Source organism: Micromonospora sp. NPDC005197 (genome assembly GCF_040608295.1).
Classification (GTDB): Bacteria; Actinomycetota; Actinomycetes; order Mycobacteriales; family Micromonosporaceae; genus Micromonospora.
In genome coordinates this window covers 142,292-168,636 of sequence record NZ_JBEXHY010000003.1, presented here as the reverse complement: position 1 = coordinate 168,636, position 26,345 = coordinate 142,292, and the positions used below count along the sequence as shown (strand labels likewise).

The 26,345-nt window shown below is 72.2% G+C and carries 29 protein-coding genes; 14 read left to right on the top strand and 15 right to left on the bottom strand.

The genetic code is table 11. The features are described from left to right. Positions 1-108: 108 nt before the first annotated feature. Positions 109-1,416 carry an extracellular solute-binding protein gene (locus ABZU46_RS02800; protein WP_354854560.1) on the bottom strand — a complete coding sequence of 436 codons (1,308 nt, stop codon included), beginning with the start codon at positions 1,414-1,416 and terminating at the stop codon, positions 109-111. Between the two features lie 202 nt (positions 1,417-1,618). Further along, the gene (locus ABZU46_RS02795; protein ID WP_354854558.1) at positions 1,619-2,377 is read right to left on the bottom strand and encodes a maleylpyruvate isomerase family mycothiol-dependent enzyme; all 759 of its coding nucleotides are present in this window, start codon (positions 2,375-2,377) and stop codon (positions 1,619-1,621) included. A gap of 69 nt (positions 2,378-2,446) precedes the next feature. Between ABZU46_RS02795 and ABZU46_RS02790 the strand changes: the two genes are divergently transcribed. After that, a complete protein-coding gene (locus ABZU46_RS02790) occupies positions 2,447-3,529 on the top strand; it encodes a UDP-N-acetylmuramate dehydrogenase (protein WP_354854556.1) in 1,083 nt (360 codons plus the stop codon). An 11-nt stretch (positions 3,530-3,540) separates the two neighbouring features. On the opposite strand, the gene ABZU46_RS02785 is transcribed toward ABZU46_RS02790, so the two are convergent. Then, positions 3,541-4,329 carry a class I SAM-dependent methyltransferase gene (locus ABZU46_RS02785; protein ID WP_354854554.1) on the bottom strand — a complete coding sequence of 263 codons (789 nt, stop codon included), beginning with the start codon at positions 4,327-4,329 and terminating at the stop codon, positions 3,541-3,543. Positions 4,330-4,345: 16 nt separating this feature from the next. Next, the gene (locus tag ABZU46_RS02780) at positions 4,346-5,110 is read right to left on the bottom strand and encodes an SDR family oxidoreductase (protein ID WP_354854553.1); all 765 of its coding nucleotides are present in this window, start codon (positions 5,108-5,110) and stop codon (positions 4,346-4,348) included. Between the two features lie 207 nt (positions 5,111-5,317). Here ABZU46_RS02780 and mshA point away from each other — a divergent pair, with 207 nt between their 5' ends. Further along, positions 5,318-6,682: a D-inositol-3-phosphate glycosyltransferase gene (gene mshA, locus ABZU46_RS02775; RefSeq protein WP_354854551.1), complete on the top strand. Its 1,365-nt coding sequence runs from the start codon at positions 5,318-5,320 to the stop codon at positions 6,680-6,682. Between the two features lie 134 nt (positions 6,683-6,816). Then, complete coding sequence (locus ABZU46_RS02770) at positions 6,817-7,326, top strand: YbjN domain-containing protein (RefSeq protein WP_354854549.1); 510 nt, start codon at positions 6,817-6,819, stop codon at positions 7,324-7,326. Between the two features lie 329 nt (positions 7,327-7,655). On the opposite strand, the gene ABZU46_RS02765 is transcribed toward ABZU46_RS02770, so the two are convergent. Then, complete coding sequence (locus ABZU46_RS02765; protein WP_354854548.1) at positions 7,656-8,492, bottom strand: hypothetical protein; 837 nt, start codon at positions 8,490-8,492, stop codon at positions 7,656-7,658. Positions 8,493-8,505: 13 nt separating this feature from the next. Here ABZU46_RS02765 and ABZU46_RS02760 point away from each other — a divergent pair, with 13 nt between their 5' ends. Next, positions 8,506-8,763: a hypothetical protein gene (locus ABZU46_RS02760; RefSeq protein WP_354854547.1), complete on the top strand. Its 258-nt coding sequence runs from the start codon at positions 8,506-8,508 to the stop codon at positions 8,761-8,763. Between the two features lie 369 nt (positions 8,764-9,132). Here the strand turns inward: ABZU46_RS02760 and ABZU46_RS02755 are convergent, their stop codons facing one another. Both ABZU46_RS02755 and ABZU46_RS02750 read right to left on the bottom strand, forming a co-directional pair. Continuing rightward, positions 9,133-10,422, bottom strand: coding sequence for an MFS transporter (locus ABZU46_RS02755; RefSeq protein WP_354854546.1), 1,290 nt, complete (start codon positions 10,420-10,422; stop codon positions 9,133-9,135). 117 nt (positions 10,423-10,539) lie between these two features. Further along, positions 10,540-11,814 carry an MFS transporter gene (locus tag ABZU46_RS02750; protein WP_354854544.1) on the bottom strand — a complete coding sequence of 425 codons (1,275 nt, stop codon included), beginning with the start codon at positions 11,812-11,814 and terminating at the stop codon, positions 10,540-10,542. 162 nt (positions 11,815-11,976) lie between these two features. Here ABZU46_RS02750 and ABZU46_RS02745 point away from each other — a divergent pair, with 162 nt between their 5' ends. Then, positions 11,977-12,744, top strand: coding sequence for a phosphoglyceromutase (locus tag ABZU46_RS02745; protein WP_354854542.1), 768 nt, complete (start codon positions 11,977-11,979; stop codon positions 12,742-12,744). 49 nt (positions 12,745-12,793) lie between these two features. On the opposite strand, the gene phoU is transcribed toward ABZU46_RS02745, so the two are convergent. Continuing rightward, a complete protein-coding gene (gene phoU / locus ABZU46_RS02740) occupies positions 12,794-13,447 on the bottom strand; it encodes a phosphate signaling complex protein PhoU (protein ID WP_354854540.1) in 654 nt (217 codons plus the stop codon). Positions 13,448-13,650: 203 nt separating this feature from the next. Between phoU and ABZU46_RS02735 the strand changes: the two genes are divergently transcribed. Further along, entirely contained in the window at positions 13,651-14,931 is a 1,281-nt protein-coding gene (locus ABZU46_RS02735) for an ATP-binding protein (protein ID WP_354854538.1), read from the top strand. Positions 14,932-14,954: 23 nt separating this feature from the next. Further along, a complete protein-coding gene (locus ABZU46_RS02730; RefSeq protein ID WP_039906992.1) occupies positions 14,955-15,638 on the top strand; it encodes a response regulator transcription factor in 684 nt (227 codons plus the stop codon). A 61-nt stretch (positions 15,639-15,699) separates the two neighbouring features. On the opposite strand, the gene ABZU46_RS02725 is transcribed toward ABZU46_RS02730, so the two are convergent. After that, positions 15,700-16,353, bottom strand: a complete 654-nt coding sequence (locus ABZU46_RS02725; protein WP_354854536.1) for an NAD(P)-binding domain-containing protein — start codon at positions 16,351-16,353, stop codon at positions 15,700-15,702. A gap of 243 nt (positions 16,354-16,596) precedes the next feature. Here ABZU46_RS02725 and ABZU46_RS02720 point away from each other — a divergent pair, with 243 nt between their 5' ends. After that, positions 16,597-17,175, top strand: coding sequence for a TetR/AcrR family transcriptional regulator (locus tag ABZU46_RS02720; protein ID WP_354854535.1), 579 nt, complete (start codon positions 16,597-16,599; stop codon positions 17,173-17,175). A gap of 13 nt (positions 17,176-17,188) precedes the next feature. Here the strand turns inward: ABZU46_RS02720 and ABZU46_RS02715 are convergent, their stop codons facing one another. The 3 genes from ABZU46_RS02715 to ABZU46_RS02705 are packed head-to-tail and all read right to left on the bottom strand — an operon-like array spanning position 17,189 to position 18,604. Continuing rightward, positions 17,189-17,572 carry a type II toxin-antitoxin system death-on-curing family toxin gene (locus ABZU46_RS02715; protein WP_354854533.1) on the bottom strand — a complete coding sequence of 128 codons (384 nt, stop codon included), beginning with the start codon at positions 17,570-17,572 and terminating at the stop codon, positions 17,189-17,191. After that, positions 17,572-17,772 (bottom strand): hypothetical protein, encoded by a 201-nt coding sequence (locus ABZU46_RS02710; protein WP_354854531.1) that lies wholly within the window; start codon positions 17,770-17,772, stop codon positions 17,572-17,574. Before ABZU46_RS02710 ends, ABZU46_RS02715 begins: the two co-directional genes overlap by 1 nt. A gap of 34 nt (positions 17,773-17,806) precedes the next feature. After that, the gene (locus tag ABZU46_RS02705; protein WP_354854569.1) at positions 17,807-18,604 is read right to left on the bottom strand and encodes a hypothetical protein; all 798 of its coding nucleotides are present in this window, start codon (positions 18,602-18,604) and stop codon (positions 17,807-17,809) included. Positions 18,605-18,684: 80 nt separating this feature from the next. Between ABZU46_RS02705 and ABZU46_RS02700 the strand changes: the two genes are divergently transcribed. Further along, the gene (locus tag ABZU46_RS02700; protein ID WP_354854529.1) at positions 18,685-19,629 is read left to right on the top strand and encodes a Ppx/GppA phosphatase family protein; all 945 of its coding nucleotides are present in this window, start codon (positions 18,685-18,687) and stop codon (positions 19,627-19,629) included. Between the two features lie 76 nt (positions 19,630-19,705). Continuing rightward, the gene (locus ABZU46_RS02695) at positions 19,706-20,512 is read left to right on the top strand and encodes a sugar phosphate isomerase/epimerase (protein ID WP_354854527.1); all 807 of its coding nucleotides are present in this window, start codon (positions 19,706-19,708) and stop codon (positions 20,510-20,512) included. 18 nt (positions 20,513-20,530) lie between these two features. On the opposite strand, the gene ABZU46_RS02690 is transcribed toward ABZU46_RS02695, so the two are convergent. Genes ABZU46_RS02690 through ABZU46_RS02680 form a run of 3 tightly spaced genes read right to left on the bottom strand, consistent with a single transcriptional unit; the run spans position 20,531 to position 22,662 of the window. After that, a complete protein-coding gene (locus ABZU46_RS02690) occupies positions 20,531-21,118 on the bottom strand; it encodes a CGNR zinc finger domain-containing protein (protein ID WP_234582354.1) in 588 nt (195 codons plus the stop codon). 19 nt (positions 21,119-21,137) lie between these two features. Continuing rightward, the gene (locus ABZU46_RS02685; RefSeq protein ID WP_354854525.1) at positions 21,138-22,304 is read right to left on the bottom strand and encodes a glutathionylspermidine synthase family protein; all 1,167 of its coding nucleotides are present in this window, start codon (positions 22,302-22,304) and stop codon (positions 21,138-21,140) included. A 1-nt stretch (position 22,305) separates the two neighbouring features. Beyond that, a complete protein-coding gene (locus tag ABZU46_RS02680) occupies positions 22,306-22,662 on the bottom strand; it encodes a hypothetical protein (RefSeq protein WP_354854523.1) in 357 nt (118 codons plus the stop codon). On the opposite strand from ABZU46_RS02680, the gene ABZU46_RS02675 reads away from it, so the two are divergent. The 4 genes from ABZU46_RS02675 to ABZU46_RS02660 all read left to right on the top strand — a co-directional run bounded on the left by ABZU46_RS02675 (position 22,661) and on the right by ABZU46_RS02660 (position 26,343). Next, complete coding sequence (locus ABZU46_RS02675) at positions 22,661-23,581, top strand: proline dehydrogenase family protein (protein WP_354854522.1); 921 nt, start codon at positions 22,661-22,663, stop codon at positions 23,579-23,581. The two genes, ABZU46_RS02680 and ABZU46_RS02675, sit on opposite strands and share 2 nt — an antisense overlap. Before the next feature lie 42 nt (positions 23,582-23,623). Then, complete coding sequence (locus tag ABZU46_RS02670; protein ID WP_354854520.1) at positions 23,624-24,424, top strand: alpha/beta hydrolase; 801 nt, start codon at positions 23,624-23,626, stop codon at positions 24,422-24,424. Then, entirely contained in the window at positions 24,417-24,992 is a 576-nt protein-coding gene (locus ABZU46_RS02665; protein ID WP_354854518.1) for a WHG domain-containing protein, read from the top strand. The genes ABZU46_RS02670 and ABZU46_RS02665 overlap by 8 nt, the downstream gene beginning before the upstream one ends. A 61-nt stretch (positions 24,993-25,053) precedes the next feature. Beyond that, positions 25,054-26,343, top strand: a complete 1,290-nt coding sequence (locus tag ABZU46_RS02660; RefSeq protein WP_354854516.1) for a hypothetical protein — start codon at positions 25,054-25,056, stop codon at positions 26,341-26,343. Positions 26,344-26,345 lie beyond the last annotated feature (2 nt).

Genomic DNA, 26,345 nt, shown 5'->3' with positions numbered 1-26,345 from the left:
GCGGGCGGGGGGGGGGGGGAGGGGGTCGTCAGTGAAGAGGCGGTCGTCTAGTTGGCGCGGGGGGGGGGGGCCCGGGGGGCGGGCGCCCCGCCCGCACGCTGGCTCGGGCTACTTGGCGGCGGCCTTCTTCGCGTTGGTCACCGCGTCCGTCCAGCCCTGCGTGGGGCTGCGCTGGCCCAGCTCCACGGTCCGTACGGCGTTCTCCACCTCGGTGCGGACGGCCTGGTTCTTGGGGCCCATGTAGACCGGCTTCAGGCTCTTCGCGCCGGTGCCGAAGATCGCTCCGACGGGCGCCCCGGAGAAGTACGCGTTGGTCGAGCCGGCGATCGCCGGGTCGTCGAGCGCCTGCGGCGAGGAGGGCAGCGGACCCTTGGCCTTGAAGGCGCCGATCTGGCCCTTGGCGCTGGTCAGGAACTTCGCCAGCTCGATGGCCTCGGCCTGGTGCTTGCTCTGCTTCGGCACGGCGAGGTGCGACCCGCCCCAGTTTCCGCCGTTGCCGGGCACCCGGGCGATGTCCCACTTGCCCTTGGCAGCCGGGCCGGAGTTCTGCTCGATGACACCGGTCATCCAGGCGGGGCAGGCGATGGTGGCGAACTTCGACTGCTTGAAGGCCGACACCCACTCCTCGGACCAGGAGCCGTACTTGCCGGAGAGGCCCGAGTCGATGATGTCCATGGTGGTGTCCCAGGCCTGCCGTACCGCGGGGTTGCTGTCGGCCACGACGTTGCCGTTGGTGTCGTAGTAGCTGTAGCCGGTGGTGTTGCCGGCGGTCTGCAGCAGGATCGTGTTGAACGTGTTGGTGGCCGCGTCGAGGAAGGACGCCCCGGTCTTGGCCGCGACGAACTTCTCACCGGTGGCGATGTAGTCCTGCCAGGTCGGCCAGAGCTTCGACACGGCGTCCCGTTCGGTGGGCAGGCCCGCCTTTTCGAAGAGGTCCTTGCGGTAGCACATGGCGATGCCGCCGACGTCGGTGCCGAGGCCGATGAGCTGCTTGCCGTCGGGGGTCAGGCCGGCGTTCCACTTCCACTCCAGGAAGTTGCCCTTGAGGTCGGCGGCGCCGTGGTCCAGCAGGTTGACGAAGTTGCCGGGGTTGGCCTTGTACTCGACCAGCAGGCCCTCCTCGATGGCCACGATGTCGCCGGCGCCCCGGCCGGCGGCGAGCCACTGGGTCAGCTTCGGCGAGTACTCGTCGAGGTTGCTGCCGGTGCCCCGCTCGACGATCTTCACGCCGGGGTGTGCGGCCATGTACTCCTGGTAGAGCTGGTCGTAGCCGAACTGACCGAAGACGTCGACGGTCAGCGTGATCGGCCCGTCCGCCTCGGCGTCGTCACCGCCGCCGCAGCCGGCGGTGACGAGCAGGGCGGTCGTGGCGGCGAGGGCCACCGCGGCGAGGCGGCGGCGCGGAAAGACAGCCATCGGATATGGACCTCTCTCAAGGTGGTCAGGTGGTGGCAGGAGGCCAAGAGAGCGCTCTCACGTCAGGGTGGTGGCTTCCCCGGGCAGTGTCAAGAGAGCGCTCTCTCGAATCTGCGCGGGCAGCACCGGACGCACGACGAGGGCGTCACCCCCGTCGGGGTGACGCCCTCGTCACGTCGGCCGGGCCGCGCCCGGTGTCAGATCAGCCGGTACGCAGGCCGTCGAGCAGCGCGCGGTCGCCCGTGACGTCGAGGGTCTCGAAGCTCACCCGCCCCCAGAGCGCCAGCAGCAGATCGCTCGCGGTGCCGCTGACCTGCGCGCGGGCGTGGTGATCGTCGTGGTCGAAGATGGTCGCCGTGTCGAGCAGCGCCACCCCCTCGCCGCGCAGCCGCAGATACCACTCCTGATCCGCGTCCGTCGCCGCGAGCTGCACCACCCCGTGCCAGTCGCCCTTGACCTGCCGCCGGCCGGCCGGCAACCAGGTGTCCAGCACCTCGCTCACCCCGTCGGCGGCGAGCTTGGCCTCGACCGGTTCACCGGCGGCGATGGCGAGCTGGGCGTCCCAGCGGTGCACCGCCGTCTCGTGTGCCATCCGGCGCGGCCAGAAGCCGGCCTTCTTCGGCTGCGGCGCCCAGTTCCACGCCGGCGCCTCCGGGTCGAGCCCGTCGAAGAGGGTCATCAGCTGGTCGTACCCCTGCTGCCAGAGCTGGAGCGCGCTCAGGCCCGAGGGTGCCACGGACGCGTCCCGGCGGGCCGGCACCTCCGTCTGCCCCGACCCGGCGAACGAATAAACCCAGTGGTAGATGCCCGCGAGGTGCAGGGTGAGATCATTGACTGTCCAGCCCGGACAGGACAGCACGGGTGTCTCCGGCGGCGCCTCGGCGACCGCCGCGGCGAACGCCGGGCCCTCGGCCCGCAGCGCCCCAATCCAGAAGTCCTTGCTGCCCTGCAGTCTGCTCATCGCCATCCTCCCGGGGGTGCCGGGCCACCAGTAGGTGCCACGGCTGCCCATCAGCCTAAGGTGAAAGACGTGTCAGACGCCTACGCCCAGCCGACAACCGAAGCCGATCGTGCCATCCCGGGTCCACTGGCCGGTTACACCACGCTACGGATGGGCGGGCCGGCCAGGCGGATCGTGGCCGCGACCAGCGCCGACGAGATCATCCGGGCGGTCCAGGCCACGGACGAGCCGATCCTGGTCCTGGCCGGCGGCAGCAACGTGGTGATCGGCGACGCCGGCTTCCCCGGCACGGTCGTGCTGGTGCGCTCCCGTGGCCTGCGGGTCCTCACCGAGGACGCCGAGTCGGTCACCGTACGCGTCGAAGCCGGCGAGCCGTGGGACGACCTGGTCGCCGCGACGATCGGCAACGACTGGGCCGGCCTGGAATGCCTCTCCGGCATTCCCGGCTCGACCGGCGCCACCCCGATCCAGAACGTCGGCGCGTACGGCCAGGAGGTCGCCGAGACGATCACCGGCGTCGAGGTGTACGACCGGCTCGACGGCGCCCGTCGGATCATCCCCGCGGCAGAGTGCGGGTTCGCGTACCGGGGCAGCATCTTCAAGTACCAGGACCGCTGGATGGTGCTCTCGGTCGACTTCCGGCTCACCCGCTCGCCGCTGTCCGGCCCGGTGCGCTACGCCGAGCTGGCCCGGGCGCTCGGGGTCGAGGTGGGCGAGCGGGTGCCGCTGGCCGACGCGCGGGCGACGGTGCTGCGGCTGCGCGCCGGCAAGGGCATGGTGCTCGACGCCGCCGATCCCGACACCCGCTCGGTCGGCTCCTTCTTCACCAACCCGGTGCTCGACCGGGCGACGTACGAGCTGCTCCGGGAGCGTGCCGCCGACCTGGGCGAGCCCCCGTCCTGGCCCGGGGCGGACGGCCTGGTCAAGGTGAGCGCGGCCTGGCTGATCGACAAGGCCGGCTTCACCAAGGGCCACCCCGGCCCGGACGGCGTGGCCATCTCCAGCAAGCACACCCTCGCCCTCACCAATCGCAGCGGCACGGCCAGCACCGGCGACCTGCTCACCCTCGCCGGCACCATCCGTGACACCGTGCACGCCCGCCTCGGCGTGACCCTGCACCCCGAGCCGGTCCTGATCAACTGCGCCCTCTGACCCCACCCCGTTCAGGGGAGGGGCCAGGAGAGGGTCAGCTCGCCGTGCCGCCAGCGGTGCGGGCCGTCACGCACGGGCCAGCCGTCGTCCCGCAGCCTGCCCACGGCCCTCAGCCAGCGCTGCCGTGGACCGAAGGTGGCGTAGGGGGCCGCGGCCTGCCAGGCGTCGTCCAGGGCCCGGATCAGGTCGTGCACCGCCTCACCCGGGACGTTGCGGTGGATCAGCGCCTTGGGCAGCCGCTCGGCCAACTCGGCGGGACTGCCCAGCGTGGTGAGCTTCGCGGCCAGGGTCAGCGTGCGCGGGCCGTCCGCGTCGACCAGCAGCCAGCTCGCCAGCCGGCCCAGCTCGTCGCAGGTGCCCTCGACGAGCGCCCCACCCGGAGCGAGCGCGGCGGTCATCGTGCGCCAGGCGTCGGGCACCTCGCGCTCGTCGTACTGGCGCAGGACGTTGAACGCGCGGACCAGCACCGGCCGGAGCCCGGCCAACTCGAAGCCACCCCGGGCGAAGGTCAGGCCGGGCGGGTCGGCGGCCGGCGTCGCGGCGGCCACCCGCGCCGGGTCGATCTCCAGCCCGACCAGGCGTACGTCCCAACGGACCCCGGCGGCAAGCCGGGCCCGCAACTCCACGGCGGTCACCGGGGTGGCGCCGTACCCGAGGTCCACCACCAGCGGATCGACCGCCGCCCGCAGCCGGTCGGCGCAGGTCGCGACGATCCAGTTGTCCACCCGGCGCAGCCGGTTCGGGTTGGTGGTGCCCCGGGTGACCACGCCGAGCGGTCGGCGTCGTGGAGCCCCGCTCATCGGTCCTGTCCCCGACTCAGGAGACCCGGTGCACCTTGTGCTGCGCCGCCTGCGCCCGTGGCCGGACCACCAGCCGGTCGATGTTGACGTGCTCCGGGCGGGTGGCGCACCAGGCGATGCAGTCGGCGACGTCCTCGGCGACCAGCGGCCCCGGCACCCCGGCGTAGACGGCGGCCGCCCGCTCGGCGTCGCCCTCGAAGCGGACCAGCCCGAACTCGTCGGTCTTCACCATTCCGGGGTCGATCTCGATGACCCGCAGCGGCCGGCCACACAGCTCCAGGCGGAGCGTGCCGGCGATGGCGGTCTGCGCGTGCTTCGCCGCGGTGTAGCCGCCGCCACCCTCGTACACGGTCAGGCCGGCGGTGGAGGAGACCACCACGATGGTGCCGGAACCCGACGCCTCCAGCGCCGGCAGCAGCGCCTGGGTGACCCGCAGGGTGCCGAGCACGTTCACGTCGTACATCCACTGCCAGTCGGCGACCGAGCCGGACTCCACCGGGTCCAGCCCGCGTGCTCCGCCGGCGTTGTTCACCAGGAGGGTGACCGGCCCGGGCGCCTGGGCGGCGGCCTCGGCCAACCGGGCCACCGACTCGTCCGAGGTGACGTCGCAGGTCACCGCGGTGGCCTGCCCGCCGGCGGCGGTGATCTCGGCGACCAGGTCGGCGAGCCGTTCGGCGCGGCGGGCGGCGGCGAGCACGTGGAAACCCTCGGCGGCGAGCCGGCGGGCGGTGGCCGCTCCGATCCCGCTGGACGCTCCGGTGACGATGGCGACAGAGGTCATCCGGTCATTGTCGCCCCGGTCGTCCGAGGCCTTGCGATCGGGCGCGGGGCTTCGCCGTGCGGGCCGACGGTTGATGAGGTCCGTCACCCCGGCCGGCCGCGCCGACGCATTTCCGTAGCCCGATGGGGAAGATGACATCCGGCGTACAGGTTGACCGAGAAGCGCCGGTCGTGCGAGACGGCATTAACCGTGACTGAAGGAGCGGACGTGGCGGAACTGCACACCGGTGTCGGTCGTCAGCGAGGTGCCCGACCGTGGCCCCGGCCCCGCCGCATCGCCACCCTGTCGGTGCACACCTCCCCGCTGCACCAGCCGGGCACCGGCGACGCCGGCGGGATGAACGTCTACATCCTGGAGGTCGCCCGGCGGCTCGCCGAGGCCGACGTCGAGGTGGAGATCTTCACCCGGGCCACCTCGGGTGACCTCCCCCCGGTGGTCGAGATGGCCCCCGGCGTGCAGGTCCGGCACATCACCTCCGGTCCGCTCGAAGGGCTGACCAAGGAGGAGTTGCCCGGCCAGCTCTGCGCCTTCACCGCCGGGGTGCTGCGCGCCGAGGCGTCCCGCCCACCCGGGCACTACGACCTGATCCACTCCCACTACTGGCTGTCGGGGCAGGTCGGCTGGCTGGCCAAGGAGCGCTGGGGAGTGCCGCTGGTGCACACCGCGCACACCCTGGCGAAGGTCAAGAACGCCCAACTCGCCGCCGACGACCGGCCGGAACCGAAGGCTCGGGTGATCGGCGAGGAGCAGGTCGTCGCCGAGGCCGACCAGCTGGTCGCCAACACCCGGGTGGAGGCCCGCGACCTCGTCGAGCGGTACGACGCCGCCCCCGACCAGGTCTCCGTCGTGCAGCCGGGCGTCGACCTGGCCCGGTTCCGGCCCGCGCCGGGCGACCGGTTCGTGGCCGCCCGCGCCGCCCGCCGCAGGCTGGGGCTGCCGGTCGACGGGTACGTGGTGGCCTTCGTCGGTCGGATCCAACCACTCAAGGCGCCGGACGTGCTCATCCGCGCGATCGCCGCCCTGCGCGAGCGTGATCCGGCCCTGGCCGACGAGGTGACCGTGGTGATCTGCGGCGGGCCCAGCGGCAGCGGACTGGACCGGCCGACCGCCCTGATCGAGCTGGCCGCGACGCTCGGCGTCGCCGACCGGGTCCGTTTCCTGCCGCCGCGTACCGGCGACGACCTGCCGGCCCTGTACCGGGCCGCCGATCTGGTCGCGGTGCCGTCGCACAACGAATCCTTCGGGCTCGTCGCCCTGGAGGCGCAGGCCTGCGGTACGCCGGTGCTGGCCGCCGCCGTCGGTGGTCTGGTCACCGCCGTTCGGGACCAGGCCAGTGGGGTGCTCATCGACGGGCACGACCCGGTGGACTGGGCCCGCGCCCTGGGCCGCCTGCTGCCGGACCGGGCCCTGCGGGCCAGGCTGTCCCGCGGCGCCGCGCAGCACGCCCGACACTTCTCCTGGGACCGCACCGTCACGGGCCTGCTCGACGTCTACGGCGAGGCGATCGCCGCGCGCCGGGCCCGCCTCGCCGCCGACCTGGCCGGAGGCCCCGCCCTCTCCTGCTCCTGGTGACCGGGGACAGGTCGTGCCGGTGGTGACCCCGCGCCGATCGTGCCGGTGCTGACCGCGCGCCGATCGTGCTGGTGGGTGACCGCGGGCCGGTCGTCATCCGGTGCGTGGGCCGGGGCGGTCGTAGAGTGGGTCCGGTGAGCCCGAAGAGCGATCTTGCGACCCTGATCGAGTCGGTCTGTGCCGAACGTGACCTGGCCTGGGAGTCGACCGGCCCCGGCTCGTACGCGATCACCCTGCCGGGCACCCACAAGCTCAAGACGATCTGCAACCTGATCGTCGGTGAGCACGCGCTGCGGATCGAGGCGTTCGTCATGCGCCAGCCCGACGAGCGGCGCGAGGAGCTGTGGGCCTGGCTGCTGCAGCGCAACGCCCGGATGTACGGGGTCTCCTTCTCCACCGACGCGGTCGGTGACGTGTACCTGACCGGGCGGGTCAACCCGGCCGGTGTGGACGCCGACGAGCTGGACCGGCTGCTCGGTTCGGTGCTTACCTACTCCGACGAGTCCTTCGACACCATGCTGGAGATCGGCTTCGGCAGCTCGATTCGGCGCGAGTACGAGTGGCGGGTCAAGCGCGGCGAGTCGACGGCGAACCTGGCCGCCTTCGCCCACCTCTTCGAGCCGTCCGGCCCCGGCCCCGCCTGACAACTGGCGTTCTCGGCGGCTCCACGCGCGGGGGCCTGCGCCCCGACTGCGGGGTTTATCAGGCGGGCTTCCGGGCCGAGGTGGTGGGACGCCTCCTTTGCTCTGCTTCAACCGACGCAACACTTACGGGCTCCGAGCGTTGCCTGGGTGTAAGCAGAGCAAAGGATGTGTGGGGTACGGGTGCGCCCGGCTCAATCCCTACCGTCACAGCGGGCGGCGACGCACGGAGGGTTCGGACTGCCCTTGCTGGGTATGCCGCACCGCGCGGTGCGGCAGAGGGACCCCCGCGCGCCGAGGACGGAGTGTCGAGGAGCGGAGCATCCCATGGCTCAGCGGAACAGCTCAGGTCGCGGCGGGACTGCGACCAGGACCAAACGGCAGGCCGGCAACCAGAGCCCGGCGACACCCGGGATCTCCGAGTCGGAGATCTCCCGGATGCGGGTGGACGACATCCGCGGGCAGTTGCGCAAACGCGGGGTCTCTGGGATCTCCGCGATGCGCAAGCCTGACCTGGTGAAACAGTTGGTGCGTTCGATGCGTTCGGACGCCGGTGGGGCGGGCCGGCGCAGTACCGGACCGGCTGGTCGGGCCGCCGGCACCAGGGCGTCGGCCGGTCGGGCCGCCGCGACGAAGAAGTCGGCGTCGAGGGCGGCACCGAGTCGCGCAAAGGCGGCGCCCGGGAACAAGAGCGCTCCCGCGAAGCGGGCTGCCGCGAAGAAGACGACCACTGCCGCGAAGCGGACCACCGCTGCGAGCAGGTCGACCGCGGCGAAGCGGACGACCGCCGCACGGACGTCGACGGCGGCCCGTAAGACGGCCGCGGCGAAGAAGACGACAGCGGCCAGGTCGACCGCCGCTCGCAGGACGTCGACGACCGCGCGTGCCGCGCCAGCGCGAAAGGCGCCCGCGAAGAAGGCGCCGTCGCGACCGGCTGCCACGCGGGCCACGGCGAAGGCGGCGCCGGCGAAGCGGGCGGCTCCCGCCAAGCGGGCCACGGCGAAGCGGGCGACGCCGGCTAAGCGGGCCACGGCGAGCCGGCCGGCGGCTGGTGGCACGACGGCCGGTGGGATCCGGACCGGACGGGGCAGCGGACGGTCGGTCCGCAGCTCGCAGGTGATCTCGTCGACGGCGGACCGGCCGGAGCGGCCGGGACGGAGCCTGATCACCGCGAATCACGAGGTGATCCAGCGTTGGGCGCGGGAGCGTGGCGCGAAGCCGGCGACCATCGCGGGCACCGAGCGGGACGGTCGGGCCGGAGTGTTGACCTTCAACATCCCCGGATACCGGGAAAGCAGCCGGATTCGTGAGATCCCCTGGGATGAGTGGTTTCACACGTTTGATCTGCGCCGGCTCAACCTGATCTATCAGGAGCAGATGCGTGACGGCCGGCAGAGCAACTTCTTCCGGACCGAGTCACCCGATCGTGAGGACGGCTGAGGTGTTTGAGGGAATGCCCGACGGGTACCCGGCTGTTGCCACAGACCGAGGCCCGAGCTGGGGATACTCGTCAGTTGTGACCGGCGAGACACCCATCTGGGTTGAATCCAGAATCCGGCCGAACTAGCTTTATTGCACCGCGCCACGCTTGGAAACGTTCGGGGGAGCGGCGGATCGATCAGATCCGCGCACCAGGCGAGGTGCGAGGGGACGGGTGGATCAACCGTTGGGGGACGGTGCCCACCTGTTTGGACCGGCGGCGCGAGCGGGCGATGCTTACGGGGGTGAGTGTTGCCCGCCGCCGCCGGCCCCACCGGCGAGCGCCCACCATGACCTTCGGGACATGGTGGGCGCTTTGCCGTCGTACGGTCAGCCCGTCTGGACGCGGTCCCCGCGCGGCGCCGGCTCCCGGTCGACCATCCGGCGCATCGCGGCGACGTGCCGGTCACGGGGCGGCCCGGCCAGCAGGTGCCCGAGCGCGGCCAGCAGGCCCAGCCCGCCCACGATCAGCCAGTGCCGGTCACCGAGGTGCTGCAGGCTCACCCCGCCCAGGGTGGGTGCGACGAACGCCGCGGCCGGGAACGTCAGGTAGAAGACCGACTGGTACCGGGCGCGCAGTTGCGGCGGCGCCAGATCCGCGTTGATCTGCGCGTTGGGCGGCGCGGCGAGCATCGAGCCGACCGTCCAGACCACCGCCGCACCGAGGTAGACGCCCAGGTGGTCGGCGACGGCGAGCACGCCGAAGCCGACCGCCAGCAGGGCCGTGGAGATGGCCAGCACGACGTCCTTGCGGTGCCGGTCGATCAGCCGGGGCACGAACAGTTGCCCCAGCACGATCAGCGCGCCCCCGAGTGCCACCACCGCCCCGTACGCCGACGGTCCCAGACCGTCGGCGCGCATCGCCAGCGGCATGATCGTCGAGGTCTGCAGGGTGAGGACGGCCAGCACGAAGGTGAGCCCGACGAAGATCAGGAAGGTCCGGTCGGTGAGCGCGGTGTGCAGCCCCTGTCGACGGGAGCGGCCGGCCCCCTGCTGGCCGGCGGGCGGGAGGGGCGCGGCCGGGCCGGCCCGTCGCAGCGTCTCCGGCACCTTCCAGGCGATGACGGCGGCGGCGGTCAGCGTGGCGCCGGCGTCGACCAGGAACAGTGCGGTGAAGCTCGCCTCGGCCAGCACGCCGGCGAGCAGCGACGCGACGGCCATGCCCAGGTTGAACGCCCAGAACTGGAGGTTGAACGCGCGTGAGCGCCGCTGCGCCGGCACCACGTCGACGATTGCCGCCACGAAGGCGGGGCTGGGCATCGAGTGCACCACGCCGACCAGTGCGGAGAGCGCCGCGATCAGCAGCAGGGGCCGGCTGAAGGCCAGTGCCACCATCAGGGCGGCGGTGGCCAGGTGGGCGGCGAGCAGGGTGGCCCGGCGACCCCACCGGTCGGCCATCACCCCGCCGAGCAGCGCGCCGGCCGCCCCGCCGGCCCCGTACGCCCCGACCACGGTGCCGGCCACCGATTCGCTGGCGCCCCGGGCGTCGGTCAGGTAGAGCGACAGGAAGAGCATGGCGAACGCGCCAGCGCGGTTGATCAGCAAACCCGCCCAGAGGTACCAGAAGGTGGCGGGTAGCCCGCCCGCGCTGTCCTGCCACCAGCGCCGCAGGGCGTGCATCCGACCTCCCGACAGTTCGGTTTCTTAACCGTTTCTCCTGGACGGTAGGAAGTCGGGCCGGGTTGCGCCAGTCGGGTTCCTGATCATGAGCCGTTCGTCTCAGCGGTCACACCGGGCTCAGGCTGCCGCCTCGGCGGGCTGCGACGCCGCAGCGCGGGTGCTGACCGGTGCGGACGCGTCGGCGGCGTGGCGCAGCGCGACGGCACGCCGCTCCCGGGCCGGACCGGACGCGAGGTGGGCCACCGCCGTCAGTACGCCGATCACGGCGCAGCCGAACCAGAGCGCCGCGTTGCCGACGTGCTCCCGCACCAGGCCGCCGAGAATCGGCGCGCTCGCCCCGGCGATCTGCCAGGAGAGCCCGAACACGCCCTGGTAGCGACCGCGCAGCTCGGCCGGGGAGAGCTCGGCGATCAGCGTGGAGTTGGACGGCGAGTTCAGCATCTCGCCGACCGTCCAGATCAGCACCGTCAGCCCGTAGAACCAGGCGCTGCCGGCAAACGCGGTCAGCCCGAACCCGACACCCATCACCACGGCGGCGAGGGCGAGCACCTGCGAGCGGTTCCGACCCCGGATCAGTCGGGGCACGAAGAGTTGGCCGACGACGATGAGCAAGCCGTTGAGCGCGATCACCGAGCCGTAGGTGGCCGGGCTCAGGCCGGAGTCGCCCATGGCGATCGGCAGCATCGAGATGTGCTGGAGGAAGACCATCGCGGCGAACAGGTTCAGAGCCACGAAGCCGAGGTAGACCCGGTCGCTGAGGATGGTGCGCAGGGCGCCGCGCGGGGCCGTGGTCGCCGCGACGGTGAATCCGCCGTGCCGGGTCTCCGGCACCCGGGCGAAGATGATCAACGCGGTGATCAGCATCGTGCCCGCGTCGACCACGAACAGCAGCAGGTAGTCGGCCTGCGCGGCGAGACCGGCGAGGATGGCGGCGCAGGCGAAGCCCAGGTTGATCGCCCAGTAGTTGAGCGAGAACGCGCGCAGCCGGTCCTTGGCCGGCACCACGTCGATCATCATGGCCCCGAACGCCGGCCGGGCCGCCTCGGCGAACATGCCGAGCAGCAGCGCACCCAGCGCCACCGCCCAGAGGTCACGGGCCAGGCCGAGGGCGAGCATCATGGCCGCCGCGCCGACATGCGCGGTGAGCAGCGTAGGTCGGCGGCCCCACCGGTCGGCCAGGGTGCCGCCGGCGGTGGTGCCGACGGCGCCGCCGACACCCCACAGGCCGAGCACCAGGCCGGCCTGGGAGGGGGAGAAGCCGCGTTCCTGGGTCAGGTAGATGGCGAGGAAGACGAGGACGAACGAGCCGAGCCGGTTGATCAGAGTCCCCGACCACAGGTACCAGAAGGTGGCCGGCAGGCCGCCGGTGGTGTCCCGGAACCAGCTCCGCATCGTCCGCACGTGGTGCCCCCGCTTGCAAGTAATGACCGATGTGACTGCAGCGCCTTACAACCCTAGTGGCGGTCGGATTCACAGGTCATCCGCTTTATCACGTGGTGGTCGTCACGACGGGTGCCCGCGTGTCCGGTACGGGGTTGAGGCAGGATGATCCGCATGACTGCGAGCGAGGGGCCCACCGTCGGGACGCTGGTCCTGCTGCGGCACGGCGAGAGTGACTGGAACGCCAAGAACCTCTTCACCGGCTGGGTGGACGTCGACCTGACCGAGAAGGGCGAGGGCGAGGCGCGGCGCGGCGGTGAGCTGCTGCGCGAGCACAGCCTGCTGCCGGACGTCGTCCACACCAGCGTGATGCGCCGGGCGATCCGCACCGCCGAGTTGGCACTGAACGCCGCCGACCGGCACTGGATCGCGGTGCGCCGGTCGTGGCGGCTCAACGAGCGGCACTACGGCGCCCTACAGGGCAAGAACAAGAAGCAGACCCTCGACGAGTACGGCGAGGAGCAGTTCATGCTCTGGCGCCGGTCGTACGACACGCCGCCGCCGCCGATCGCTGACGACGACGAGTGGTCGCAGGTGGGCGACCCGCGCTACGCGCTGCTGCCGACCGAGCTGATGCCGCGTACCGAGTGCCTCAAGGACGTCGTCGAGCGGATGCTGCCCTACTGGTACGACTCGATCGTGCCGGACATCCTGGCCGGCCGGACGGTGCTGGTGGCCGCGCACGGCAATTCGCTGCGCGCCCTGGTGAAGCACCTCGACCAGATCTCCGACGAGGCGATCGCCAAGCTGAACATCCCGACCGGGATCCCGCTGCGCTACGACCTCGATCCGCAGCTGCGCCCGCTCACCCTGGGCGGCACCTACCTCGACCCGACAGCGGCGAAGGCAGCCGCCGCCGCGGTCGCCAACCAGGGCCGCTGAGAGCAGCGAAAGGGGCCCCCGCGACGCGGGGGCCCCTTTCTGACGGGTGTCAGTTGCCGGTGGGCGTGCTCTCACCGGTGATCAGGTAGATCACGTGCTCGCCGGCGTTGACCGCGTGGTCGGCGAAGCGCTCGTAGAAGCGGCCCAGCAGGGTGGCGTCGATGGCGGTCTCCACCCCGTACGGCCAGTCGTCGCCGAGCAGCACCGAGAACAGGCTCTTGTGCAGCTCGTCCATGGCGTCGTCGTCCCGGTCCAACTCGCCGGCCAGGTCGACGTCGGGCTTCGCCAGCACCGAACCGATCTTCGCCGCCATCCGGTCGGCGATGTCGGCCATCTCGGTGAAGATCGTCCGCAGCTCGGCCGGTACGGCGGGCGAGGGGTGCCGCCGCAGCGCCGTCTTCGCCACGTGGTCGGCCAGGTCGCCCATCCGCTCCAGGTCGGCCGCGACGTGCAGCGCGGTGATCATGGCACGCAGGTCGGAGGCGACCGGCGCCTGCCGGGCGAGCAGGTCACACACCCGCTCCTCGACGTGCCGGTAGAGGTCGTCGATCTCGGCGTCCCGCTCGATGACCGTCTCGGCGGCCTGCCGGTCGGCGGTGAGCAGGGCCCGGGTGGCCTGGCGCATGGCAGCGCGGACGCCCTCCGCCATGTCCACCAGCAGTTGGCTGACGATCTGGAGGTCGGCCCGGAACTCGTCGCGCATCATCACGTCCTGTGGTCGGTCGCCGCCGACGGGTGCCGGCGCAGGGGTTGAGCAGGTGCGACGCCAACGGTAGGGCGCGTGAACGGATCCCGGATGAACCACGGTGAACGACGCCAGACGTGGGGGTGAACACTTCCGGAAGTGCGGGTGGTTCGTCCCGTTCTGTGTGGTAGCCAGGTTAACAATGACCCTACGATCGCCGGGTGGAGTGGGCGGTGGCGGTCGTGGTGGCCGTGGCGTTGGCGGCCGGACTGGTCGTCGGCCTTCTGCTGCCCCGGTTCCTGCCGGCGCGCGGCCGCTCCACGTCGACGGGCAGCGCGAGCTCCCGCTGGAGCAGGGGGAGGCCCGCGATAGCCGACGAGCAGCAGGCCGGGCTCGGCCGCCGGACGATCGATTCGCTCCGGGCCGGTGTCGTGGTACTGGACAACGACGACGTGCCCGTGCTGATCAACCCGGCCGCCCGTGCGATGGGTCTGCTGCGTACCGGCAGCACCCCGGGCTCGATCGCCGCGCACCCGTTGATCCGTACTCTCGCGGGGCAGGTGCGGCGCACCGGCGTGCGGCGCGAGATCGAGCTGGACCTGCCGCGGGGTCGCGACAGCGCAGGTGAGAACCCGCTGGGCGTGCACCTGCGGGCCATGGGCCTCGGGAACGGCTTCATCGCCGTGGAGGCGGTCGACGTGACCGAGTCGCACCGCCTGACCCGGGTGCGACGTGACTTCGTGGCGAACGTGAGCCATGAGCTCAAGACACCGATCGGCGCGCTCCAACTGCTCGCCGAGGCGCTGCTGGACGCCACCGAGCCGGCCGACGCCGCGGTACCCGACCTCTCCGAGGACCTGGTCGCCTCCCGCCGGTTCGCCGAACGGATCCAGCACGAGTCGACCCGGCTGGGCCGGCTGGTGCAGGAGTTGCTGGAGCTGACCCGGCTCCAGGGCGCCGAGCCGCAGCCGCCACCGGAGCCCGTCGCGCTCGACTGGGTGATCGCCGAGGTGGTCGACCGCACGCGCACCACGGCCGCCGCCCGGGGGGTCGAGGTGACGGTCGACGGCGAGCGGGGTCTCACCGCGTACGGCAGCGACAGTCAGCTCGCCACGGCGGTGGCGAACCTGGTGGAGAACGCCATCAACTACTCGGGTGAGGACACCACGGTGCGGGTCACCCTCCGCGGTGACGGCGAACATGTCGAGGTCGCGGTCGCTGACCAGGGCATCGGCATCGCCCCGACGGACGTGGACCGGATCTTCGAGCGGTTCTACCGGGCCGACCAGGCCCGCTCGCGCTCCACCGGTGGCACCGGGCTCGGTCTGGCCATCGTGAAACACATCGCGAGCAACCATGGCGGTCGGGTGGAGGTGTCGAGCACTCTTGGGGGTGGATCGACGTTCACCCTACGGTTGCCCGCCAGCCCACCGGACGACCTGCTGGCGACACTGCCGCCGGTTGGGATCGAGGCCGGTCCGGCCGAGCTTCGGCAGGTCTGACAGCAATGGAAAGGAAATCCCCGTTGAGCCGCGTTCTGGTGGTCGAGGACGAGGAGTCGTTCTCCGACGCCCTGTCGTACATGCTCCGTAAGGAGGGCTTCGAGGTCTCGGTCGCCGCGACCGGCACCGACGCCCTCACCGAGTTCGACCGAACCGGCGCCGACATCGTGCTGCTCGACCTGATGTTGCCCGAGATGTCGGGAACCGAGGTGTGCCGGCAGCTCCGGCAGCGCTCGGCCGTGCCGATCATCATGGTCACCGCGCGGGACAGCGAGATCGACAAGGTGGTCGGCCTGGAGATCGGCGCCGACGACTACGTCACCAAGCCGTACTCTCCCCGGGAGCTGGTCGCGCGGATCCGCGCGGTGCTACGCCGGCAGAGCCCGGAGGTGGCCGAGGCGGGTGCCCCGACGCTGGCCGCCGGCCCGGTCCGGATGGACATCGAGCGGCACGTGGTGACCGTCGAGGGTGGGGCCGTGCAGCTGCCGCTCAAGGAGTTCGAGCTGCTGGAGCTGCTGCTGCGCAACGCGGGCCGGGTGCTGACCCGCGGTCAGCTCATCGACCGGGTCTGGGGCGCCGACTACGTCGGCGACACCAAGACGCTTGACGTGCACGTCAAGCGGCTGCGCTCCAAAATCGAGCCGGAGCCGTCGGCACCCCGCTTCATCGTCACGGTGCGGGGCCTGGGATACAAGTTCGAGCCGTGATCGGCCGACCCGAAGGGGGTCCACGCTCGGCGTGGGCCCCCTTCGGGCTGTCCGGGTCCGGTCAGCGGACGACCTTGAGGTTGAAGTTGGCGGTGTCGAGCCGGCCGTAGAGCCGCAACCAGAGCGGCATCAGCATCTCGGTGCCCCGGGCGGTGGAGAGGTCACCGAGGTCGATCACGTCGGTGTGGCCGAAGCTGACGAGCAGCCCGGTGACAATCCGCTTGGCCTCCGCGTCGTCGCCGGAGACGAACACGCTGTGCGCGCCGTCGGCGAGCTGGCGCGGACGCACCATCAGCTCGGCGGTCAGCGTGTTGAGTGACTTGACCACCCTGGCCTGCGGGAACTCCCGCTGGATCTGCTCGGCGAGAGAGTCGGTGTCCTGCACCGTCAGGGTGGGTGGGAAGCCTGCGCTGAAGTCGAGTGGGTTGGCGATGTCGAGCAGGACCTTGCCGGCCAGGTTCGCCGCGCCGGCCGCGGTGAGCGCCGGCAGGGAGCCGCTGCCACTGGTGGCGTTGACCACCAGCTCGGCGTCCGCGGCAGCGTCCGCCTGGGTTGCCAGGCCCACCTCGGGGTGCTCCGCGGTCCAGGCGGCGTAATCGCCGGCCAGGGTGGTCGCGACGTCCCGGGTGCCGATGGTGACCTGGTGGCCCAGCTCCGCCGCGCGGGCGCTGATGGTCCTGCCGACCGAGCCGGTGCCGAGAACTGCGATGCGCATGTCGATCGATCCTCCACTCGGGCGCGGTGGCCTTGCGCCGATTGCCCGCAGGCTAACAGACAGGTCTGTCTACTGCTGTCCCTCAGGGAGTGCGGGCCGTGGGCAGCGGTTTGCCTACCGCGTCCTGTCGAGCTGCCCCGGAGATGGGGCATCGTCCGCCCGAGCTGCGCAGACGACGGCTCGCGGCCGCAGACGGAGCTGTCTGTAGAATCGGCCCGCCACCAGCACGTCGAGGGAGTGTCGATGCCTGCCCACCGCACGCCGGCCGGCTCGGCCCGGGACCGGATCCTGGAGACCGCGTTCCGGCTCTTCTACGCCCACGGACCGCGCGGCGTGGGGGTGGACACGGTCATCGCCGAGTCGGGCGTGGCCAAGGCGACGCTCTACAAGCACTTCCCGCGTAAGGACGACCTGGTGCTGGCGTACCTCGACCGGGTCGACCAGGCGTGGTTCGGTGCGTTGCGCGCCGCCGCCCGGGATGCCGGCGACGAGCCGCGCGACCAGTTGGTCGGGATGTTCGACGCGCTCGCCGGCGCCTGCCGGCGGGACGGCTACCACGGTTGCGCGTTCATCAACACGGCCGCCGAGTCACCGGCCGGCGGCCCGGTGCACGCCCGGACGGTCGAGCACAAGACCGTGGTCCGGGCCTGGGTGACGGAGCTGGCCCGGCAGGCCGGCGCGGCCGACCCGGAGCTGCTCGCCCGGCAGCTCACCCTGCTGCTCGACGGCGGGCTCGCCAGCGGCGTGCTGGACGGCGACCCGGTGATCGCCGACGCGGCCCGGCGCAGCGCCCGCACGCTCGTCGATGCGGCGTTGCGCTGACGGGGCGCGCAGCTCAGAACAGCTTGCGCAGCGCCACCGCGATGTCGGCCACCTCGGTCAGACGGCTCTCCGCCACGCTGATGACCAGGTCGTACGCGATGTCCTGGTCGGTCTCGTCAAGTTGGGCGACGGTGAAGGCGCGGTTCTGGAGCAGGAAGGCGATCGTCACGATCCAGCCGATCCGCTTGTTGCCGTCCACGAACGGGTGGTTGTTGACCAGCGAGTGCAGCAGTGCCGCCGCCTTGGTCCAGAGGTCCGGGTAGGCATCCTCTCCGAACACACTCGTCTTCGGTCGAGCCACCGCCGACTCCACCAGGCCGGCGTCCCTGATCCCGACACCGAGCTTGCGGGCGATGGCGGCCACGTCGGCGAGCGTGGGATAGCGGATGTCCGTCATCACTCCGCCAGGCGGGCGAGCAGGGTGGCGTGGCGTTCAATGATCTCGTCGGCCAGGTCGCCGAACTCCTTGGCGTTTCGCCGTGCCAGGTAGTCATCGATCGCGGTGACGACGACGGCGTGCATCGACCGCGCCTCCTCGTCCGCGACGAGGCGGAGTTGCCGTTCACGTTCGTCATCGAGGCGGAGCGTCATTGCCATGGGGAAATGGTAGCAAGTTTGCTACCAAGATCAGCTAGAGATCGTCGGCGGGGTGCGGGGCGACCAGGCCCTGCTTCACCCGGGCCGCGCACAGCTCGGCAAGTCGCTCGTACGCGGCGGCGCCGATCAGCGCGGTCAGCTCCGGCCCGTACGACAGGTACATCGGCTCGGCGCCCACGTGGGCGTCCGTCGAGGAGGTGCACCACCAGTCCAGATCGTGCCCGCCGGCGCCCCAGCCGCGCCGGTCGAACTCGGACAGCGTGGAGACCAGCACCTTGGTGTTGTCGGGTCGCTTGACCCAGTCCTGGTCCCGCCGGATCGGCAGCTGCCAGCAGACGTCCGGCTTGTATTCCAGCGGGTGCACCCCGTCGCGCAGCGCCTGGGCGTGCAGCGCGCAGCCTCCCCCGCCAGCGAAGTCGGCGTCATTGAGGAAGACGCACGGCCCGTCGGGGTCCTGGGTGGCGGTGCGGCGTGCGGGGTTCTTGCCGTCGATCGTGTCCTCGTCGGTCCAGTTCTTGAAACCGCGCCGGAAGTGCTGCCAGGTCGACGGAGTGAGCAGCTTGACGGCCTTGCGGACACGCTTCTCGTCGTCCGAGTCGGTGAAGAACGCCCCGTGCGAGCAGCAGCCGTCGGCGGACCGGCCGGCGATGATGCCGTGGCAACCCCGGCCGAAGATGCAGGTCCAGCGGGACAGCAGCCAGGTCAGGTCGGCCCGGATCAGGTGGGTCTCGTCCGCCGGGTCGGCGAACTCGATCCACTCCCGGGGAAAGTCCAGCGGCACCTCGCGGCTGCGCGGGTCGCCCGGATCGTCCACCAGCACGCGGAGCTCCATCGTCACTCGGACCAGCGTACGCGCGGTGACGTCCCCGGGCCGACGAGCCGCACGAACGTGTTGCACCTAGTGTCTTCACCATGCGACTGGGTGTCCTCGACGTCGGATCCAACACGGTGCACCTGCTGGTGGTCGACGCGCACCATGGCGCGCACCCCTGGCCGGCGCACTCGGAGAAGGTCGTCCTGCGTCTCGCCGAGCAGATCGGCCCGGACGGCGCGTTGACCGAGGCCGGCTCGGACAGCCTGGTCAAGGCGGTCGGCATGGCCAAGGCGGCGGCCACCGGGCTGGAGGCCGACGACCTGATCGCGTTCGCCACGTCCGCCGTCCGCGACGCCACCAACGCGGCCGACGTGCTCGCCCGGGTCCGCGACGAGACCGGCGTACGCCTGGAGGTGCTCTCCGGCGCGGACGAGGCGCGGATGACCTTCCTGGCGGTGCGGCGCTGGTTCGGCTGGTCGGCGGGGCGCCTGCTGGTGCTCGACATCGGTGGCGGCTCCCTGGAGATCGCCGCCGGGATCGACGAGGACCCGGACGTCGCGATCTCGCTGCCGCTCGGCGCCGGCCGCCTGAGCCGGGAGCGGCTGCGGGTCGACCCGGACAGCGCGACGCCGCCGTCCGCCGAGGCCGTCGACAAACTGCGGGAGTACGTGGACGGCCGGCTAAACAAGGTGGTCGACCAGTTGACCGAGGTGGGCTGGGGTCGGGCGGTGGCCACCTCGAAGACGTTCCGCACCCTGGCGCGACTGGCCGGCGCGGCGCCGTCCGGGGCCGGTCTCTGGGCGCGGCGCAGCCTGACCCGTGAAGGTCTGCGGCAGGTCATCGGCTTCATCCGGCACATTCCGCCCAGCCAGTTGGTGGAGCTGGAGGGGGTCAGCGCGGGCCGGGCCCACCAGTTGCTGGCGGGCGCGGTGGTCGCCGAGGCGGTGATGCGCAGGCTCGACCTGGACACGCTGGACATCTGCCCGTGGGCCCTGCGGGAGGGGGTCATCCTCCGCCGACTCGATCAACTCGAGCCGATCTGACCAGGGTGCCGGGTTACGAGTGGTTTGCCAGTGCTCGTCCTGATGGCCCCACGACAGCCAAGCTACGCTGGCTGATGTGACTTCCCGCGTTCCGGTGCTCCTGTCCAGCTCGTCGGTCTTTCCCGAGCCGACCGCGGCGGCGTTCCAACTGGCTGCGGCGCTCGGCTACGACGGCGTCGAGGTGATGGTCTGGACCGACGTGGTCAGCCAGGACGCGGGCGCGCTGCGCGGCCTGTCGGCGCACTACGGCGTGCCGGTGCTGTCGGTGCACGCGCCCTGCCTGCTGGTCACGCAGCGGGTGTGGAGCCCCGACCCGTGGGAGCGGCTGCGCAGGGCCGCCGAGTTGGCCGAGACGCTGGGTGCGCCGACGGTCGTGGTGCACCCGCCGTTCTCCTGGCAGCGGGACTACGCGCGCAACTTCGCCGAGGGCTTGGCCACGGTCGCGGACCGGTTCAACGGGCTGCGCTTCGCGGTGGAGAACATGTATCCGGTGCGGATGGCGGGCCGGCAGTTCGTCCCGTACGTCCCCGGGTGGGATCCCACCGACAGCGGCTACCCGTCGTACACCCTGGATCTGTCGCACTGCGCGGCCTCGCACAGCGACCCCCTCGAAATGGCCGACCGGATGGGCGCGGGCCTGGCCCACGTGCACCTCGGCGACGGCACCGGCGAGGGTCGCGACGAGCATCTGGTGCCCGGGCGCGGCACCCAGCCCTGCGGGGAGCTGCTCTCCTCGCTGGCGGCGCGGGGCTTCACCGGCGCGGTGGCCGTCGAGGTGGCGACCCGGGGCGCGAAGAGTCGCGCGGTGCGCGAGGCGGACCTGCGCGCCGCGCTGGAGTTCGCCCGCCAGCACCTGCCCGCCCAGTCACCGGTCGACGTCTGACCCCGGCGGGGCCCGGCGTCAGCTGACCGGGGTCAGTGATTCGGTGGTCGAGGTCGGCTGCGGGGCGACCGGCAGCTGCTCCCCGATGGCGGCCCGCTTGCGGGCCCGGTGTGCCGCCACGTGCGAGCGGGTGGCGCAGCGCTCGGAGCAGAACCGCCGGCAGCAGTTGGACGACGTGTCCAGGTAGACGTTGCCGCACCGCTCGTCGGCGCAGACCCCGAAGCGGGCGCTGCCGTACTCGCAGAGCCAGACCGACAGCCCCCAGACCGCGCCGGCCAGGTATTCGGCGCTGACCGACGCGCCCCGGCTGGTCACGTGCATGTGCCAGTCGCTGGAGTCGTGCCCGGAGATGCGCGGCTGGACCGGGAACGCCTCGAGCAGCGCGTTCAGCTCGGTCACCGCCTGGGCGTCGCGCCCCGAGGTGCCGTACTCGAAGACGTCGCGGAGCCGCTTCTGCGCCCGCCGGAAAATCGCGACGTCGCGATCGGCGACCTCGTCGCGCATCCAGGCGTTGTCGTCGGGGAAGAGGGCCCGCAGGTCGTCGAGGTCGTCCAGGCGGGCGTTGACCAGGTCAACGCCGGTCCGGGCGTACGCGTCGAAGTTCACGCCCCCAACGGTAGACGACTCACGGGGTGCGCGGCGCGTCGATGTAGTGCGGCAGGAACCGCGCGTAGCCGTCGGTGATCAGACTCGCGCTCTCCCGAACCCCCACCCCGGCCGACTCGCCGTCGACGATCCAGCTGCCCAGCACCACCCGGTTGCCGGCGAACTGCGGCAGCGCCCGGAACTCCTGGTAGCACCAGCCCTCGTCGCCGTAGATCCCCGGGTTGGTGATCTCCTGCTCGGCGGTCACGATGCGTACCGAGCCGCCCTCCCGGCCGAGCAGCGGCTTGGCCACGTACTCGGGCATGCCGCGCGGCGAGTCGAGGTACGCCGGGAGCAGGTACTCGTGGTCGGGGTAGAGCTCCCAGAGGATCGCGAGCAGCGCCTTGTTGGACAGCAGCAGCTTCCACGCCGGTTCGATCCAGGTGGTCGGGGTGCCCGGGGCCAGCGCGGGCGGCCCGTACGGCTCGGCCAGCATCCACTCCCACGGGTAGAGCTTGAAGCAGGTGGTCACCGGGCGGTCGGCGGCGTCGACGAAGCGCCGGCCGTCCCAGCCGATCTCCTGGATGGGTTGCAGCTCGACGTCGAGGCCGGCCTGTCGGGCGGTCTCGGCGAGGTAGCCGGCGGTCATGTGGTCCTCGCCCGACTCCTCCTCGTTCGACCAGAGCACGTGCACCCGGGGGTCGTGCAGCCCCGCGCCGATCTTGGCCCAGGCGCCGACCAGCCGCTCGTGCAGGCTGTTCCACTGGTCCAGCTCGGGGCGGGTCTGCTCCAGCCAGTACCACTGGATGATGCTCGCCTCGACCAGCGCCGTCGGCGTGTCCGCGTTGTACTCCAGCATCTTCGGCGGCCAGGTGCCGTCGTACGCCAGGTCGAAGCGCCCGTAGAGGGTGGGTGGCGCCTCGCGCAGCGACCGGGCCACCGCGTCGGCCGCCCAGGCGGGGATGCCGAACTCGGCGTACCGGCGCTGCGCCACCACGTGCTCGGCGGCGGCCACCGACATCCGGTGCAGCTCCTCCGTGGCCTCCTCCAGCCGCAGCACCTCGTCGAGGTCGAAGGCGTACGCGGCGGTCTCGTCCCAGTACGACATGATCCCGCCGTCGGGCAGTTCGGTGTCGACGTAGACCAGCCCCTGCGCGCGGATGGTGGCGTCCCAGTCGGGCCGGGGCGGCACGGACTCACGGCGCACGTCAGCCGCCGCAGGAGGCGAGGTGGGTGCCGAACCCGCCGCGCTCGGGCAGGGCGGCGGTGGTCGGCTCCCCGGCGGTCCGCCCCGCGACAGGCGCGGGGACCCGCATCGCCAGCGCGACCGTGTCACCGCCGCCGACCGGCCCGAGGGCGCAGTCGTCATCGTCGTCGTCCGAGGTCATGTTGCAGCCGGAGAGGGCGAGCGCGAGAGCGGTGAGCGCGCCGAGCTGCACGGAGGCCGACCGGAGCCGGCGGCGGGGGCGTTGGTCCACGGCATCGTTGTAGTCGATCGACGCCAGCACCGCAGCCCCGGCCGCCCCTCGGCGGGGGTCCTGGCAGGGGCGATACGCTCGGCTCATGCTCCGTTCCGTCATCCTCGCCGCCTCCCGGTCATCCCAGGTCGAGCGGCTCGTCGCGACCGCCCCGTACACCCGGGACGTCGTTCGCCGGTTCGTCGCCGGCGCCACCACCGACGACGCGTTGCGCGCGACCCGCGGGCTCGTCGACGACGGTCTGGCCGTCACCCTCGACCACCTGGGCGAGGACACCGTCACCCCCGAGCAGGCCACGGCCACCCGGGACGAGTACCTGAAGCTGCTGTCGATGCTCTCCGGGGCCGGGCTCACCCCGGCCGCCGAGGTGAGCGTGAAGCTCTCCGCGCTCGGCCAGATGTTCGACGAGCAGTTGGCGTACGACAACGTGCGGGCGATCTGCGCGGCCGCCGACGCCGCGGGCACCACGGTCACCCTGGACATGGAGGACCACACCACCACCGACTCGACGCTGGAGGTGCTGGCCAAGCTGCGCAAGGACTTTCCGTCGACCGGCGCGGTGCTCCAGGCGTACCTGCGGCGCACCGAGTCGGACTGCCGGGAGCTGTCCTCCGCCGGGTCGCGGGTGCGTCTGTGCAAGGGCGCGTACCGGGAGCCGGAGTCGGTGGCGTACCAGTCGGCCCGCGAGGTGGACAAGTCCTACGTCCGCTGCATGAACATCCTGATGTCCGGTGACGGTTACCCGATGCTGGCGACCCACGATCCGCGGATGATCGCGATCGGCGAGGACCGGGCCCGCTGGTTCGACCGGGGGCCGGAGCGCTTCGAGTTCCAGATGCTCTACGGCATCCGCCCCGAGGAGCAGGCCCGGCTGGCCGGCGAGGGCTACACGGTGCGCACCTACGTCCCGTACGGCGACGAGTGGTACGGCTACCTGATGCGTCGGCTCGCCGAGCGCCCGGCGAACCTGGTCTTCTTCGGCCGCGCCCTGATCTCCAAGAAGTAGTCGCCGCTTGACGCGCTTGGCTAATTGGGTTAGCTTAAAGCTATGACAGTTAGCCAGGTGCGGCGGGACGGCGGACACATCGCGTACGAGGTGCACGGCGACGGCCCACTGGTCGTCCTCGCGCACGGCATGGGCGAGAACAGGGCGAGCTTCCGACACCTGGTGCCGCTGCTCGTGGCCGCCGGTTACCGGGTCGCCTCGGTCGACGTACGCGGGCACGGGGAGTCCAGCGTCGGCTGGCCCACGTACGCCCCGGCGGAGGTCGGCGCCGACCTGCTGGCCGTCGTCCGTGACCTCGACTCGGGGCCGGCCGTGCTGGTCGGCAGCTCGTCCGCCGCCGCGGCGGTGGTCTTCGCCGCGACCGACGCGCCCGAGCTGGTCTCCGGCATCGTGCAGATCGGCGCGTTCGTCGGTCAGCCGAAACTCAACCCGCTGCTGCGGGCGGCGATGGCGGCCGTGCTGCGCAGTCCCCGACTGTTCGGGATGTTCCACAACACGCTCTTTCCCGTGCACCGGCCGGCCGACGACGCGGCGTACCGCCGGTCGATGGTGGCCAACCTGCGCGAGCCCGGCCGGATGGCCGCGACCCGCGGTGTGATCGCGCCGGTCGAGCCGCACTGGACCGCCCGCGCGCCGCAGGTGCGCCAACCGGTGCTGGTGCTGATGGGCGCCAAGGACCCGGACTTCCCCGACCCGGGCGCCGAGGCGCGGGCGGCCCGCCGGCTCTTCCGCGTCGCCGAGGCCCGGATGATCGAGGAGGCCGGGCACTACCCGCACGCCGACCGGCCGCGGGCCACCGCCGACGAGCTGGTGGGTTTCCTGGCGGTGTGTGCCGGTGCCTAGGGCCGGGCTCAACCAGCAGACCGTGGTGCGGGAGGCCGCCCGGCTGGCCGACGAGGTCGGCTACCAGCAGCTCACCCTCGCCGCGCTCGCCAGCCGGCTCGGAGTCGCGCTGCCCAGCCTCTACAAGCACATCCGAGGGGCGGACGCGCTGAGTCAGAAGCTCGCCGCGCTGGCCACCGTCGAGCTGGCCACAGAGCTGACCACGTCGGCCGCCGGCCGCTCGGGTGGGGACGCGCTGCGGGCGATGGCGGACGCCTACCGCGCCTACGCCCACCGGCACCCCGGGCGCTACCCCGCCACCCAGCGGGTGCCCGACCCGTCCGACCCGGAACACGTCGAGGCGGGCGAACGCGCGGTCGGCGCCATCTTCGCGGTGCTGCGCGGCTACGGACTCACCGGCGACGACGCGGTGGACGCGACCCGGGCGTTGCGCAGCGCCCTGCACGGGTTCGTCGCCCTGGAGGCCGCCGGTGGCTTCGGCCTGCCGCGCGAGGTCGACCGCTCGTACCACCAGTTGGTCGCCGGCCTGGACGTGGCATTCCGCTCCTGGCCGGCTCGCGGAGCCTGACCCGGTCCGATCGGCCGGGTCGGCCTCGCCCGATCCGGTCTTTGGTCGTACCCTTCGGCGGGTGACTGACGGGGTGCAGCAGCCAGCACCGCGGCGGCTCTGGCCGCTGTGGACCGTGCTCGTCGTGGTGGTCCTGCTGCTGGGCTGCGGCCTTCCGGCGGCGTTGGTCGTCGGTGCGGTACGCGAGGCCGGCGGCCGGGCCACGGTCAGCCGGGCCGGCGCCACCGCGACCGACGACCCGGCCACCGCCGTCGCCCGCGCGCTGTCCGACCGGATGACCGCGCAGCTCCAGCGGCAGTCCACGGCACTGCTCGGTGGCGACCGGCCCGCCTTCCTCGCCGTCGCCGACCCCGCCGCGCATCCCGACCTGCGCCGTCGTTTCGCTGCGCTGCGCGCCCTGAAGGTGACGGTGTGGCGGGCCGAGCCGAGCGGCCTGCCCGTACCGGTCGTCGGCAGGCCGGGCGAGTGGCGGCTGCTGGTGCGCTTCCAGTACTGCTTCGTGGCGCCCGGCTGCCGACCGAGCCCGGTGCTGATCGGCACCCGCTGGCGGGAGAACGGCGACCAGCCGCGACTGGTCGCCCTGGAGGAGTCCAAGTCCGCCGAGACCGGCACCCGACCGTGGGAGATCAGCGAGCTGACCGTGGCGGTCGGCGCGCGGACCATCGTCGCCACCACGCCGGCGCTGCGCGGCAAGCTGCCCGGCCTGCTGACCCAGGCGGAGGCGGCCGCCGCCGTCGCCGACACGTACGCCGTGACCGGCTCGCCGCCGGACCGCTACCGGATCTTCTACGCCGGTCGGACGGAGTGGCAGCGCTGGTACGGCGGCGGACGCCCACAGTGGACCGGCGGCTACGCGGTGACCGTGGGCGGCGGCCACCACGAGGTGGTGCTCAACGCCGACGGGCTGTCCAGCAGCAGCACCGACGACCTGCTCCGGCACGAGCTGACCCACGCCGCCTCGCTGCCGGAGCGCGGCTACCCGGGCAAGACGACCTGGTGGCTCGTCGAAGGGCTTGCCGAGTTCGCCGGCTCGGGCGGTCAGCCGGTCGACCGGTACGAGGGGCTCGCGGAGGTGCGCAAGCTGGTCCGGGGCGGTTGGGACGGCCGGCTGGAGGGCGTCACGCCCGCCGACGACGCCCCCGCCGAGCGGGTCGGCGGCAGCTACGGCGTCGGCTACCTCGCCGTCCGGCACCTCGTCGACCGGTTCGGGCCGGAGCGGCTGCTGACCTTCTTCAAGGCCGTGGTGCACGAGCGCAAGACCCCCGACGCCGCCGCCGAGCAGGCGTTCGGCGAGCAGTGGTCGACGTTGCACGACGAGTGCGTGGCGTACGTCCGCGCGACCTCCGCCTGACG

Bases quoted from the DNA above. Each gene is read 5' to 3' on its own strand.
- ABZU46_RS02800 (WP_354854560.1), bottom strand. From the start codon at position 1,416: ATGGCTGTCTTTCCGCGCCGCCGCCTCGCCGCGGTGGCCCTCGCCGCC.
- ABZU46_RS02795 (WP_354854558.1), bottom strand. From the start codon at position 2,377: ATGAGCAGACTGCAGGGCAGCAAGGACTTCTGGATTGGGGCGCTGCGG.
- ABZU46_RS02785 (WP_354854554.1), bottom strand. From the start codon at position 4,329: ATGAGCGGGGCTCCACGACGCCGACCGCTCGGCGTGGTCACCCGGGGC.
- ABZU46_RS02780 (WP_354854553.1), bottom strand. From the start codon at position 5,110: ATGACCTCTGTCGCCATCGTCACCGGAGCGTCCAGCGGGATCGGAGCG.
- ABZU46_RS02755 (WP_354854546.1), bottom strand. From the start codon at position 10,422: ATGCACGCCCTGCGGCGCTGGTGGCAGGACAGCGCGGGCGGGCTACCC.
- ABZU46_RS02750 (WP_354854544.1), bottom strand. From the start codon at position 11,814: ATGCGGAGCTGGTTCCGGGACACCACCGGCGGCCTGCCGGCCACCTTC.
- ABZU46_RS02745 (WP_354854542.1), top strand. From the start codon at position 11,977: ATGACTGCGAGCGAGGGGCCCACCGTCGGGACGCTGGTCCTGCTGCGG.
- phoU (WP_354854540.1), bottom strand. From the start codon at position 13,447: ATGCGCGACGAGTTCCGGGCCGACCTCCAGATCGTCAGCCAACTGCTG.
- ABZU46_RS02725 (WP_354854536.1), bottom strand. From the start codon at position 16,353: ATGCGCATCGCAGTTCTCGGCACCGGCTCGGTCGGCAGGACCATCAGC.
- ABZU46_RS02720 (WP_354854535.1), top strand. From the start codon at position 16,597: ATGCCTGCCCACCGCACGCCGGCCGGCTCGGCCCGGGACCGGATCCTG.
- ABZU46_RS02715 (WP_354854533.1), bottom strand. From the start codon at position 17,572: ATGACGGACATCCGCTATCCCACGCTCGCCGACGTGGCCGCCATCGCC.
- ABZU46_RS02710 (WP_354854531.1), bottom strand. From the start codon at position 17,772: ATGGCAATGACGCTCCGCCTCGATGACGAACGTGAACGGCAACTCCGC.
- ABZU46_RS02705 (WP_354854569.1), bottom strand. From the start codon at position 18,604: ATGGAGCTCCGCGTGCTGGTGGACGATCCGGGCGACCCGCGCAGCCGC.
- ABZU46_RS02700 (WP_354854529.1), top strand. From the start codon at position 18,685: ATGCGACTGGGTGTCCTCGACGTCGGATCCAACACGGTGCACCTGCTG.
- ABZU46_RS02675 (WP_354854522.1), top strand. From the start codon at position 22,661: ATGCTCCGTTCCGTCATCCTCGCCGCCTCCCGGTCATCCCAGGTCGAG.
- ABZU46_RS02680 (WP_354854523.1), bottom strand. From the start codon at position 22,662: ATGAGCCGAGCGTATCGCCCCTGCCAGGACCCCCGCCGAGGGGCGGCC.
- ABZU46_RS02670 (WP_354854520.1), top strand. From the start codon at position 23,624: ATGACAGTTAGCCAGGTGCGGCGGGACGGCGGACACATCGCGTACGAG.